General features: G+C 72.9%; 4 protein-coding genes and 1 pseudogene. 4 read left to right on the forward strand and 1 reads right to left on the reverse strand.

The features are described from left to right. Positions 1-94: 94 nt before the first annotated feature. Positions 95-8,132: pseudogene (locus ACFY1E_RS11620) on the forward strand (SDR family NAD(P)-dependent oxidoreductase). Then, positions 8,129-9,649 carry a tryptophan 7-halogenase gene (locus ACFY1E_RS11625; protein ID WP_389074235.1) on the forward strand — a complete coding sequence of 507 codons (1,521 nt, stop codon included), beginning with the start codon at positions 8,129-8,131 and terminating at the stop codon, positions 9,647-9,649. Before ACFY1E_RS11620 ends, ACFY1E_RS11625 begins: the two are co-directional and overlap by 4 nt. A gap of 74 nt (positions 9,650-9,723) precedes the next feature. Here ACFY1E_RS11625 and ACFY1E_RS11630 read toward each other — a convergent pair whose 3' ends face one another. After that, positions 9,724-10,899: a cytochrome P450 gene (locus ACFY1E_RS11630; RefSeq protein ID WP_389074237.1), complete on the reverse strand. Its 1,176-nt coding sequence runs from the start codon at positions 10,897-10,899 to the stop codon at positions 9,724-9,726. Between the two features lie 223 nt (positions 10,900-11,122). On the opposite strand from ACFY1E_RS11630, the gene lanKC reads away from it, so the two are divergent. Further along, a complete protein-coding gene (gene lanKC / locus ACFY1E_RS11635; protein ID WP_389074240.1) occupies positions 11,123-13,735 on the forward strand; it encodes a class III lanthionine synthetase LanKC in 2,613 nt (870 codons plus the stop codon). 7 nt (positions 13,736-13,742) lie between these two features. Continuing rightward, a complete protein-coding gene (locus ACFY1E_RS11640) occupies positions 13,743-13,862 on the forward strand; it encodes a SapB/AmfS family lanthipeptide (protein WP_389074242.1) in 120 nt (39 codons plus the stop codon). The last annotated feature ends 62 nt before the right edge of the window (positions 13,863-13,924 follow it).

Below are 13,924 nucleotides of genomic sequence, written 5' to 3' on the forward strand. Positions count from 1 at the left end.
GATCACCCGGCCCTCCGCCACGTAGGCTCAACGTCATTGACCTGCAAGGGGATTGACGGCTGCCGTGCCGAGCACGCGCCGGAGGGGCAGGAACATGACGCACGACGGGCTGATCCGGCCGCTGCCGGAACTGCTGAAGGCGCACGCGTTGGAGGCACCGTCACGTGTGGCGTTCGCCGACGACGTACGCGCCGTCACCTACGCGGAGTTGGAGGAGCGCACCGGACGACTTGCCGTGTACCTCGCCCGGACCGGGCTTCGGCGGGGCGAGCGGGTCGCGATCTGCCTGGGCAACTGTGTCGAGACGGTGGAGAGTGTGCTGGCCGTCGTCAGGGCGGGGGCGGTCGGCGTACCGCTCAATCCCCGGGTCCTCCGAGGCGGAACTCGCCCATTTCCTCGAGGACAGCGGCGCCTCGGTCCTCGTCACCGACCCCGGGCACCTGGCCCGGCTGCACCGCACGGTCCCCGGACAGCGCCGTACACGCGTCCTGCTGACCGGCCCGGGACCGCTCCCCGAGGACGCCCCGGACGGCACGGTCCTCTTCGACGCCGTCGCCGCCGATCCCTCGTCCGCCGGGCAGCCCCGGGACGATCTCGGCCTCGACGAACCCGCCTGGATGCTCTACACCTCCGGCACCACCCACCGCCCCAAGGGCGTGCTGTCCACGCAGCGGGCCGCCCTGTGGTCGGCGGCAGCCTGTTACGCCCCGCTCTTCGGGCTCTCCTCCGCGGACCGGCTGCTGTGGCCGCTGCCGCTGTTCCACAGCTTCGGGCACTCCCTCGCCGTCCTGGGTGTCACCGCGGTCGGCGCGAGCGCCAGGATCACCGCCGAACTCCTTCCGCCCGACGGCCTGTTGCGGGAGCTGCGCGCACCGCGCAAGGAACTGGGCGGCCCCTACACCGTCCTGGCCGGGGTGCCCGCCACCTACCACCAGCTGCTGGCCTCAGCCAGGGAGCAGCCCTCCCCGGCCCCGCCGGGACTGCGGACCTGCATCGTGGCGGGCGCCCCGAGCGCACCCGCCCTGCGCCGGGCGGTGGAGGAGCTGCTCGGGGCCCCACTGCTCGACGCCTACGGCAGCACCGAGACCTGCGGCATGATCGCGGTGAACCGTCCGGACGCGCCGCGGGTCGACGGTTCCTGCGGTCCGCCCGTGCCGGGCATGGAGGTGCGCGTCGTCGATCCCGACTCCGGCAACGATGTCGCGGACGGGGACGAGGGCGAGATCTGGGTGCGCGGCCCGAGCCTGATGACCGGCTACCACAACCGGCCCAAGGAGACCGAGGCCGCGCTGCGGGACGGCTGGTACCGGACCGGAGACCTCGGCCGGCGCGTCGCACACGGTCATCTCACCCTCACCGGCCGGGTCAGCGAGCTGATCATCCGCGGTGGGGAGAACATCCACCCCACGGAGATCGAACAGGCCCTGCTGCGCTGCCCCGGCGTGCGGGACGCGGTCGTGGTGGGCGTCCCGCACGACGTCCTCGGCGAGGTTCCGGTGGCCTACGTCGTCCCGGGACCGGAAGGGTTCGACGCGCGGGAGATCCTGGCGGCGTGCCGTACGCGTCTGGCCGCCTACAAAATGCCCGTCGAGATCCGCGAGATCGCGGCCGTACCGCGCACGGCGTCGGGCAAGATCGCCCGCCACGCGGTCGTCACGGGAGCGGCCCGGCCGGCCCCGTCCTCCCCCACGGCTGCCGCGGGAGCCCTGCGGCAGCGGCTGCTGTCCCTGCCACCGGAGGCACGTGAGCGGGCACTGAGAGAGGCGGTGCTCGCCGAGACGGCCGCGGTCTGCGACGGCGAGCCGTACGAACGGCTCGACGCCGACGGCCCGTTCAGCGATCTCGGCCTGACCTCCGTGGGCGCCGTCACGCTCGTCGACCGGCTCGGCGAGGCGACCGGACTGCGGCTGCCCTCGACGCTGGTCTTCGACCGTCCCACACCGGCCGCGCTGGCCCGGCACCTGCACGACATCCTCTTCACCCCGGCGCCCGCGATCCGCCAGCCCTCCGCCGCGGAATCGGTCACGGACGATCCGGTGGTGATCGTCGCCATGGGCTGCCGCCTGCCCGGTGACGTCGAATCGCCCGAGGACCTGTGGCGCCTGGTGTCCGAGGGCAGGGACGCGACCTCGGACTTCCCGACCGACCGGGGCTGGGACCTGGCCGCCCTCTACGATCCCGACCCGGACCGGATCGGCACCTCGTACACCCGCCGGGGCGGATTCCTGCACCGGGCCGCGGAGTTCGACGCGGGACTGTTCGGGATCTCGCCGCGCGAGGCGCTGGCCATGGATCCGCAGCAGCGGCTGCTGCTGGAGACCTCGTGGGAGGTCTGGGAGCGGGCGGGCATCGACCCGGCCACGATCCGCGAGAGCGACACCGGCGTGTTCGTGGGCGTGATGCACGGCGACTACTCCGCCCGTTTCACCACCCACGAACTGGAGGCCCATCTGGGCCTGGGCTCGGCCGGCAGCGTGGCCTCGGGCCGCATCTCGTACGTCTACGGCCTTCGCGGGCCTTCGATCACCGTCGACACCGCGTGCTCCTCCTCGCTGGTGGCGCTGCACTGGGCGGCGCGGGCGCTGCGCTCCGGGGAATGTTCCCTCGCGCTGGCGGGCGGGGTCACGGTGATGGCGACGCCCAAGCCGTTCACGGCGTTCAGCCGCCAGCGCGGTCTGGCGCCCGACGGCCGCTGCAAGTCGTTCTCGGCCGCGGCGGACGGCACCGCCTGGGCCGAGGGCGTGGGCCTGGTGCTGCTGGAGCGCCTGTCCGACGCCCGCCGCCACGGCCACCCGGTACTGGCCGTACTGCGCGGCTCCGCGGTCAACTCCGACGGCGCCTCCAACGGGCTGACGGCCCCCAACGGCCAGGCCCAACAACGGCTGATCGAACGGGCGTTGGCCGACGCCGGGCTCCGGGCGCAGGACGTGGACGTGGTGGAGGCGCACGGCACGGGCACCACACTCGGCGACCCGCTGGAGGCGCGGGCGCTGCTGGCCGCCTACGGCCAGGGGCGGCCCGAGGACCGGCCGCCGCTGTGGCTCGGCTCGGTCAAGTCCAACCTCGGTCACACACAGGCGGCCGCCGGAGTCGCCGGGGTCATCAAGATGGTGCAGGCCCTGCACCACGAGGAACTCCCCCGGACCCTGTACGCGCAGACACCCACACCGCACGTCGACTGGTCCGCCGGACGGGTGCGGCTGCTGACCGAGGCCCGCCCGTGGCCGGCGACGGACGCCGGGCCGCGCCGGGCCGGTGTGTCGGCCTTCGGCATCGGAGGCACCAATGCGCATGTGATCCTGGAGGAGCCTGAGCGGTCCGCGGGAGGTGCCACGACTGGCCGTCGATCGTCTGCCGACACATCGTGGCTGGTCGCGCCCCGCGGCGAAGCCCCCCATGAATGCAGCCCCGCATCGCCGGTGCCCTGGCTGCTCTCCGGCGCCGACGGGACGGCCCTGCGGGCCCAGGCCCGCCGACTCGCCGACCACCTGACGTCCCGCCCCGACCTCTCCGCGGAGGACGTCGCCTTCTCCCTGGCCGTGTCCCGGTCGGCGCTCGCCCACCGGGCGATGGTGCCGGCCGACGACCGAGCGCGCATGCTCGCGGCCCTCACCGCACTCGCCGAGGGCGGCGACGGCCGCGGCTCGATGCAGGCCGTCGCCGAGCCGGGCCTGCGCACGGCCTTCCTGTTCACCGGGCAGGGAGCCCAACGCGTCCGGATGGGCGCCGAGTTGCGCACCGCGTTCCCCCTGTTCGCCGCCGCTTTCGACGAAGTCTGCCGGGAGCTCGACGGCCGTCTCGAACTGCCGCTGGGCCAGGTGCTGTCGGCGGAGCGAGGGTCGCCCGAGGCCGCCCTGCTCGACCGCACGGACTTCACTCAGGCCGGTCTGTTCGCCTTCGAGGTGGCACTGTTCCGGCTGCTGGAGTCCTGGGGCGTGCGCGCCGACTTCCTGACCGGGCACTCCGTGGGGGAACTGGCGGCGGCCCATGCCGCCGGAGTACTGGAGCTGCCCGACGCGGCCGAACTTGTCGCGGCCCGCGGCCGGTTGATGCAGGCCCTGCCCACCGGCGGCGCGATGATGTCCCTGCACGCGACGGAGGAAGAGGTCCTCGCCGCGCTCGAGAACGCCGGCGACCGGGTGTCGATCGCCTCCCTCAACGGTCCGCGCTCGGTGGTGATCTCCGGCGTACGGGAGACGGTGCTCGCCGTCGCGGCCGGGTTCGAGGCACGCGGCCGCAGGACCGTACGCCTGAGGGTCGCCCACGCCTTCCACTCGCCGCTGGTGGAGCCGATGCTCGACGACTTCCGTCAGGTCGCCGAGGGACTGGCCTTCCGGCCACCGCGGATACCCGTGGTCTCTGCGGTGACGGGCCGCCCGGCCGAGGCCGCGGAGCTGTGTTCCCCGGAGTACTGGGTACGGCACGCCCGCCGGCCGGTGCGGTTCGCCGACGCCCTGCACTGGCTCGGGGACCACGGCGTCTCGGCGTTCCTGGAGATCGGCCCCGGCCCCGCGCTCACGGCGGCGGCCGAGGAATCCCTGACCGGCCGGGACGACGACGGGCCCGTGTGCATCACCGCCACCCGCGGCGGCGAACACGAGCCGCAGACCCTGCTGGCCGCCGTGGCCCGCCTCCATGTGCACGGGGCACAGGTCGACTGGCCCGCGGTCTTCGCGGACAGCGGGGCCCGTCGGGTGGACCTGCCGACGTACGCCTTCCAGCGCCGCCGCTACTGGCTGGACGCGCCACCCACCCCGACCCCGGTGGCGGACACCCACGAACACCCGCTGCTGGGCCCGGCGTTCACCGTTCCGGAGACCGGCCGCACGGTGTTCTCGGGACGGCTTTCTCCAACCACGCACCCATGGCTCAGCGACCATGTGATCGCCGGGTCGGTCCTCGTCCCCGCGACGGCCTTCGTGGAACTGGCCCTACAAGCGGGCCACGAGGTCGGCTGCGGCACCCTCGACGAACTCGTCGTCGTGGCCCCGCTCGCCCTCGCCCCGGACACCGGAGTACGCGTCCACCTCGTCGTAGGCGAACCGGACGAGTCCGGCCGACGGCCGTTCGACGTCTACGCCCGCCCCGACGTGGACGAAGAGCCCGCCTGGACCCGACACGCCACCGGTCTGCTCGGCCCCGCCCCCGGGCGGACTCCGCCGCCGGACGCGGAACTCACGGCATGGCCCCCGCAAGGCGCCGTCGAGGTCGACCTCGCAGACGCCTACGACGGTCTCGCCGAGGGCGGCCTCGCGTACGGGCCGGCCTTCCGGGGCGTACGGTCGGCGTGGCGGCGCGGGGAGGTCCTCTTCGGGGAAGTGCAGCTGCCCGAAGGGGAGTTGACGGCCGCCGACCGCTACGGCATCCATCCAGCGCTCCTGGATGCGGCGCTGCACGCACCGCTGCTGACGGGATCCGGGACGGAGGCCCTCCGGGTGCCGTTCGCGTGGACCGGTGTGCGGCTGTATGCGGTGGGGGCGTCGGAGGTACGCGTACGGGTCGTCCCGAACGGAGCGGACGCGCTCTCGGTGACGCTCGCCGACCCGTCGGGCCGCCCGGTGGCGCGCGTGGATTCCCTCGTCACCCGGGAACTACCCGTCCCGGCAACCGAACTCGACGTGGTGCGGCAGGGCTTGTGGCGCCCCGACTGGACGCCCTTGGAACCGTCCGACGGCGAACGGGACATCACCACGCGCTGGGCGCTCCTGGGCCCGGACGAACTGGACCTGTGCGCGTTGCTCCCGGACGTCGTGGACACCGCGGTAGCCGAACCTGACACCCTCGTCGTCACGGCCGTCGGGGCGCCGGAGCCCGACCCGCTGCCCGCCGTGCACAGGCTGACGGCCGAGGTGCTCCGCGCGCTGCAGGACTGGCAGGACGACCCGCGCACGGCGGGCTCGCGCCTGGTGGTGCTGACGCGCAATGCAACCGCACCGGACCCGGACCTGGCCGGTGCCGCGGTGTGGGGGCTGGTGCGCACGGCCCAGTCCGAGGTGCCCGGGCGCATCACGCTCGTCGACGTGGACGGACAGCCCGAGTCGCTACGGCTCCTGCCGACGGCCGTGGCCACGGGCCGACCGCAACTTTCCATCCGCTCCAATCAGTTGCGCGTGCCACGACTGGTCCATGCCCACGGCACCGCATCCGCCGATGCCCCCCGCTGGACCGGCACCGTCCTGATCACCGGCGGTACCGGCGCTCTGGGTGCGGAGCTCGCGCGCCATCTCGTCACCTCGTACGGCGTACGGCACCTGGTGCTCACCGGGCGCCAGGGCCCGCAGGCGCCCGGCGCCGCAGAACTGCGCGCCGCGTTGGAGAAGTTGGGCGCCGAGGTACGGATCGTGGCGTGCGACGCGGCCGACCGTGCCGCGCTCGCCGAGGTCATCGACAGCTGTGCGCCCGCTCTGACCGCCGTGGTGCATGCCGCCGGGGTGCTGGACGACGGGGTGCTGACCGCGCTGAGCCCCGAGCGGATGGCAGCGGTGTTGCGGCCGAAGGCGGATGCGGCCTGGCATCTGCACGAGCTGACGCGGGATCTGGAGCTGTCGGCGTTCGTCCTGTTCTCCTCGGTGTCCGGTCTGCTGGGTCGCGCGGGCCAGGGCAACTACGCGGCGGCGAACTCCTTCCTGGACGCCCTGGCCGGTCACCGCGCCCGGCTCGGCCTGCCGGCCGTGTCCTTGGCGTGGGGGCCGTGGGAGGCCGCAGGGGGTATGGCCGGGGCACAGCGGCGGGAAGGTGACGTGCTGCGGCCGCTGTCCACGGCTCAGGGTCTGGCCCTGTTCGACGCGGCGCTCCGCGACGCCGGGCCCGTGCTGGCGCCCGTTCTGCTGGACCGGGCGGGCCTCCGCTCCGTCCGAGGGCCGCTGCCACCGCTCCTGCAAGGGCTGGTGCGTCCTCGTACGGCTGCTGCCGAGAAGGCCCGGCCGGGTCCTGAGCGGGCGTGGGAGCCGGGAGCGTGGCGCCAGGTGCTGGCCGAGCTTCCCGCCGAGCAACGGGAGGGCAGACTCGCGGAGTTGATGAGCGCCGATGTGGCCGCGGTGCTCGGATACCCGGACGCCGATGCGCTCCCGGCCGGCAGGTCCTTCGCCGAGCTGGGCTTCGACTCGCTGATGGCGGTGCAGGTCCGCAACCGGCTGAGCATGGCGCTGCGGCTGCGGCTTTCGGCCGCCGTGGTGTTCGAGCACCCGACGGCTCAGGGGCTGGCCCGGCACATCCTCGGCCTGCTGGAGGACGACCTGCCGGCTAAGGCACCCGACACCGCGGGTCCGCGGCCCGCGCAGACGCTGTCCTCGCTCTACCGGCGGGTCTGCGAGGCCGGTCAGGTGGTCGCCGCGATGCAGATGCTGGTCACGGCGTCCTGGGCGGTTCCGACCTTCGACGCGAGTGAAAGCCGGCGGCACGCGATCCCGCCGGTGCGGCGCGCCACCGGTGCCGGGGCCGGCGGGCCGGTGCTCGTGTTCTTCACCGGCACCCATCCGACGTTCGGCACGCCGGGCGGGGAGTTCGCTCGCTTCCACGGTTGCTTTCGAGGGGAGTTGGACGTCCTGGAGTTCCCGCACCCGGGCATCGGTGCGGGCGGTGCGGTGCCGGCCGACCGGGAGACCCTGGCCCTCACCCACGCCGAGTCGGTGCTGCGGCACGTGGGCGACAGGCCCTTCGTGGTCGTCGGCGTCAGCACCGGGGGCGCCGTGGCACACGCCGTGACCCGGCGGCTCGAAACGCTGGGAGCCGCTCCTCTCGGGCAGGTGCTGCTGGACACGTACCTCGTCGACGACGGCAACAGCGACAAGGACTGGCTGCTGGCGCTGCCCGCCGTGATCGCGCCGCGGCTGGGCGGCACCGAGTTCCCCGGGGACGAGGACGCAGGCGTTGCCGCACTGGGGGCGTACACCCGCATGTTCCTTGGCTGGGACCCGGAACCGGTCGACACCCCCACCCTGCTGGTGCGGGCGACCCGGCCCACGCCGGAGATGGCGGCGAGCGCGGGCCCGGACGAGTGGCGGACGTCCTGGCCGCTGCCGCACACCGAGGTCGACGTCCCTGGCGACCACTTCTCGTTCATGCAGGAGCACGCCCCGACCACCGTGGCGGCCGTCCGCACATGGCTCGACTCCCTGGGAGAAGCACAGTGACCGTTGCCCAACCCGCCGATGAACACGGGGCAGTTGAGGAGTTCGACGTGATCGTCGTGGGCGGTGGTCCGGCCGGGTCCACCGCCGCCACCGCCGTCGCCCTGCGCGGTCATCGCGTCCTGCTCCTGGAACAGCAGACGTTCCCCCGCTACCAGATCGGCGAGTCGCTGCTGCCGTCCACCGTGCACGGCGTGTGCCGCATCCTGGGCGTCGAGGACGAGGTCGCACGGGCGGGCTTCAAGCTGAACCGCGGCGGGACGTTCCGGTGGGGCCGCAACCGGGATCCGTGGCAGTTCTCCTTCGCCCTGTCTCCCCGGCTGGCCGACCCGACCTCGTTCGCCTACCAGGTGGAGCGGTCCCGGTTCGACGCGATCCTGCTGGACAACGCCCGCCGGGTGGGCGTCGACGTACGGGAGAACTGCCGCGCCAAAGGCGTGCTCGCCGACGACGAGCGGGTGCGGGGCGTCAGCTGGAGCGGCCCCGGCGGCGAGCTCCGCGAGGCCCGGGCCCGGTACGTCGTGGACGCGTCCGGCAACGGCAGCCGCATCCACACCGAGGTCGGCGGCGGCCGGACGTACTCCGACTTCTTCCGCAACATCGCGGTGTTCGGCTACTTCGCCGGCGGCAGGCGGCTCCCGAAGCCCAACGACGGCAACATCTTCTGCGCCGCCTTCGACGAGGGCTGGATCTGGTACATCCCGCTCCGCGACGACCTCACCAGCGTGGGGGCGGTGGTGAGCCGGGAGAACGCCGCCGGGATACAGCGGGACCCGGCCGCGGCCTGGCGCCGGCTGATCGACTCCTGCCCCGAGGTCCGCGAACTCCTCCAGGGGGTTCCACAGGCCACCGAGGTGCCCTACGACCAGGTCCGCGTCCGCAAGGACTGGTCGTACTGGAAGTCCCGGCTGTGGCGGCCCGGCATGGTGCTGGCCGGGGACGCGGCCTGCTTCGTCGACCCGGTGCTCTCCTCCGGCGTGCACCTCGCCACGTACGGTGCCCTGCTCGCGGCCCGCTCCATCAACGCCGGCCTGGCCGGGACGCTGGACGAAGGACGCCTGTTCGACGAGTTCGAGGTCCGCTACCGGCACGAGTACCGCCTGTTCTACGAGTTCCTGGTCTCCTTCTACGACATGCATCAGGACGAGCGTTCCTACTTCTGGAAGGCCCGCAAGGTCACCAAGGTGGGCGCGACGGAACTGGAGGCGTTCGTGGAGCTGGTGGGCGGTCTGGCCTCCGGGGACGAGAGCTTCGGCGGGCTCGGAGAGGCGGGCGCCCGGCTGACGACGGCCTCCTCGGAACTCGGCACCGCGGTGGGCCGGCTGCCGGACTCCGACGGCCTGCGCAACCCGCTCTTCGAGTCCGCCACCATCCGCGAGGTGTTCCAGGAGGGTGCGGTTCTGCAGGAACGAGGGGTGTTCGGCGGACCGTTGGAGGAGGAGACGCCGGTGCGGCCCGGTGGGCTGGTGGCTTCGGAGGACGGGCTCACATGGGTGGATCCTGCTCAGGCACGGCCCTGAGACCCGCCACCGTCCCCCGGCCCGTGGGACGGGCCCTCGCCATCCCCGCTGCGAGGACCGCCGCGAACTGCCGCTCAGCGAGAGCTGTCCCACTGCACATGCAGGGCAGGCGGCTTGCGGAAGACCAGACCGTGTGGGGCGGTGGGGCGGTCCGGGTCGAGGCGCAGGGCGGGGAGGCGTTCGAGCAGGCGCCGGAGGGCGATACGGGTCTCCAGGCGGGCCAGGTGGGCGGCGATGCAGTGGTGCGGACCGTGGGCGAAGGCCAGTTGGAGGCGTGCGTTCTCGCGGCGGACGTCGAAGCGGTCGGGGTCGGGGAAGACGGCTGGGTCGCGGTTGGCGCCGGCCAGGGAGACCGTGACCAGATCGCCCCGGCGGACGGTGGCGGGGCCCAGTGCGGTGTCACAAGTCGCATAGCGGTCCACGACGGCCGCACCGGGTTCCAGGCGCAGCGACTCCTCGATCGCATTGTCCAGCAGCTCGAAGTCATTGAGTACGAGGGCCAGTTGGTCCGAGTCGCTCAGCAGATGCAGCAGCGCATTGGTGATTATCGCCTCGGTGGTCTCGATGCCCCCGAACATCAGGACCGCGGCATTTGACGCCACCTCGGGCAGCCCCAGCCGCCCGGCGGCTGAGACCAGCAGCGAGGAGCTGCCCCCGTCGGCGACGGTGTTCTCCACGGCGGCCCGCAGCTGCGCGTACGCGGCGGCTCCGTCGGGTCCCGCCTCGTGTCCGGCGGTGATGTCCGAGACGGAGCGCACGATGGAGTCGTACCAGGAGAGCACCGTGTCCGTGCCGGCACCGGCCAGCCCGAGCGCCTCGGTCACGACGGCGACCGCGAGCGGTCCGGCGAAGGCGCGTCTCAGTTCGGCGGCACCCGCAGGCTCCAGTGCGGTGATGAGCCGGCCGGTCTCCTGCTCGATGAACGAGGCGAAGCCGTCGCGTACCTGCCGTGGGCGGAAGGGGGCGTTGAACGGCTCGCGGTGGCGGGTGTGCTGCTCCCCGTCCAGCGACAGCATGCTCGGCCCGACGACCTGCGCGGTGGAGAACCGGGGGTCGTCCACGGTGAAGGTCGCGGCGTCCCGCATCACGTGCAGCGCGAGGTCGCGGCGGGTCACCAGCCAGCCGCCCAGCTCCGGCAGCCAGGACACCGGCTCGTGCGCCCGCAGCCGTGCCAGCCGGGGATGCGGGTCCCGGGCGAGCTCGTCGAGCGTGGTGGCGGCACCGAGCGGGAAGGAGTCGGCGACGCTCATCGTGCGGAACCGTTGCGCATGGCGGGAAACACGCACCCTTTCGGGAGGTTCGAATACTCCTGCGGTCGTGATTATCCACGTCCCGGGGTGTGCGTTTCGCACAGAGAAGCCGGGTGAATCCCACGCGCGTCACGTGACAGACGCACGATGTCCACGCCTGCGCCTTCTGCCATTGTGGGAGGTGAGAGGCACCAGGGAGGCGGACTGAACCCTTGGAGACTCCGTGGACAAGCGTTACGAGGTCTACTGCCTCACAGACCCCCACTTCTACGACGCACCGCATCACGGCCGGACACGTGGCCACTTCCGGCAGGCCGACCGGCCGCTGCCCGATTCATGGACGCGCGAGGAGCTCGGCGACTGGGTGGTGTGCCGTCCCACCGGCACCGTGTTCCCGCGGCAGGGCTGGAAGATCCATGTCTCGGCCTGTCCGGACAACGCCCAGTCGATCCTGGACGAGGTGTGGGACTACTGCGTCCCGCGCCGCATCGCGTTCAAGTTCCTGCCCGGCATGGACACCCTCTTCCTCGCGAACGCGAAGTACGCGCACCGCGGCTCCAGCGGCAAGTTCGTGACCGTCTACCCCGTGGACGAGGCCGAGTGCGAGCGCATCCTCACCGAGCTCGGCGGTCTGCTCGACGGCCGCCAGGGCCCGTACATTCTCAGCGATCTGCGCTGGGGCGACGGTCCGCTGTACGTCAGGTACGGGGCATTCGCCGACCGGTACTGCGTGTCGGACGACGGAGAGCTGGAGCCGGCGGTGGAGGATCCCTCCGGCCGTCTGGTGCCCGATGTGCGCGGCCCCACCTTCCGGCTGCCCGAGTGGGTTCAGTTGCCCGGCTTCCTCGAACCCCATCTCGCCGAGAGCCGCCGCACCACCGTCGCCGACCTGCCCTACCGGATCGAGAAGGCGCTGCACTTCTCCAACGCCGGCGGACTGTACTCCGCAGTGGACACGCGGACGCAGGAGCGGGTCGTCCTCAAGGAGGGGCGGCCGCACGCGGGGCTCACCCCGGACGGCGCGGACGCCGTGACCCGGCTCCGGCGCGAGCGGGAGGCCCTGGAGCGGCTGGCCGGACTGCCGTTCGTGCCCGCGGTCCGCGACCACTTCGAGCTGGGCGGCCATCACTTCCTCGTGGAGGAGCTCGTGGAGGCCACGGCCCTGCACGACGAGTTCGTCAAGCGCTATCCGCTCGCCGCCCTGGCCCCGGACGCCGCCGCGTTCGCGGCCTACACCGACTGGGCCCTCGACATCCACCGGCAGGTGGAGGAGGCGGTCGCGGCGGTCCACGAGCGGGGCCTCGTGATCGGGGACGTCCACACGGACAACATTCTGGTCCGCCCCGACGGCAGGGTGGTGCTGGTCGACTTCGAGGGCGCCATGGACGTGACGCAGGCGCGCCGCCAGGTCCTCGCCGCACCGGGGTTCATCGCCCCGCGCGGCGCCACCGGCTTCGACATCGACCGCTACGCCCTGGCCAGTCTGCGGCTGTTCCTGTTCCTGCCGCTGACCGGCCTGATCGAGCTGGACACCGGCAAGGCGGGACAGCTCGCCAGGGAGGCCACCCGGCTGTTCCCGGTCCCCCGCTCCTTCCTCGACGAGGCCGTACGCACCATCACCGGCGACGGCGGCATCGACGCGGGGGCGGACGACGCGCCCCGGCTGGAGCCCGACCGGGCGGGCTGGCTGCACGCCCGGGACTCGATCGCCTCGGCCGTCCTGGCCTCCGCCGCACCCGAGCGGCACGACCGGCTCTTCCCTGGCGACATCGAGCAGTTTCTGCTCCCAGGAAGCGGACTGGGCCTCGCCCACGGCGCGGCAGGCGTGCTGTACGCGCTGGACGTGACGGGTGCGGGACGCCACCCGGACCACGAGGAGTGGCTGATCCGGCACGCGCTCGACCCGGCACCGGGCACCCGCCTCGGCTTCTACGACGGTCTGCACGGCGTCGCCCATGTCCTCGAGCACCTGGGACACCACGAGGAGGCCGCCAAGGTTCTCGACATGTGCCTGGGCGAACGGTGGGAGCCACTGCCCCTCGACCTCAAGGGCGGCCTGTCCGGCATCGGGCTCAACCTGCTGCACTTCGCGCTCACCACCGGGGACGCCACCTGCCGTGACACCGCCTGCCGGGTGGCGGAGGCCGTCGCCGACCGCCTGGGCCCTGCCGATGCCGTGGCGGAGACCAGCGGCGGCGCCCACCCCAGGGCGGGGCTGATGTTCGGGTCGTCCGGACCGGCGCTGCTGTTCCTGCGCCTGTACGAGCGCAGCAAGGACCCGGCCCTGCTCGACCTGGCCGCCACGGCGCTGCGCCAGGACCTGCGCCGCTGCGTGGTGCGCGAGGAGGGGTCGATGGAGGTGAACGAGGGCTGGCGCACCATGCCGTATCTCGCCGACGGCAGCGTGGGCATCGGAATGGTCCTCGAGGAGTACCTCGCCCATCGTGCGGAGGAGGAGTTCCTGGACGCCGCCGCGGCCATCCGCAAGGCGGCCAGGGCGTCCTTCTACATCGAGCCCGGGCTCTTCGACGGTCTCGCCGGGATGATCCTCCACCTCAGCCGCCCGCACCCGCCCGGCACGGCCGCCGAACGGGACCCCCTGATCGCCGACCACGTACGCCGCCTGGCCCGCCACGCCTGCCTCCTGGACGGGCAACTGGCCTTCCCGGGCGAGCAGTTGCTGCGGCTGTCCATGGACCTGGCAACGGGCGGCGCGGGCGTCCTGCTCGCGCTGGGCGCCGCCTTCCACTCCCGGCCGACCGGACTGCCGTTCCTGACACCTGACCTGCCCGCTCATGACTTCCCCGTCCCCACGCGAGTACCAGAGAGGAGGTGAGGACGCCATGTCGCTCCTCGAACTGCAGGGTCTCACCATCGAGACCGAAACCGGGCACGCTCCGCCGCCGGGCAGCCGCGCCAGCAAGGGCTGTGGAGGCAGCCACCTGAGCCTGCTGCTCTGCTAGTTCTCACCCCAACGGCGGGGACACCTGCGGTGTCCCCGCCTCCGCTGGAACCCTCGACGACA

Source organism: Streptomyces sp. NPDC001604, from assembly GCF_042893475.1.
In the GTDB taxonomy this organism is placed as follows: domain Bacteria; phylum Actinomycetota; class Actinomycetes; order Streptomycetales; family Streptomycetaceae; genus Streptomyces.

Coding starts and splice junctions, on each gene's coding strand:
- ACFY1E_RS11630 (WP_389074237.1), bottom strand. CDS start 10,899: ATGAGCGTCGCCGACTCCTTCCCGCTCGGTGCCGCCACCACGCTCGAC.
- ACFY1E_RS11640 (WP_389074242.1), top strand. CDS start 13,743: ATGTCGCTCCTCGAACTGCAGGGTCTCACCATCGAGACCGAAACCGGG.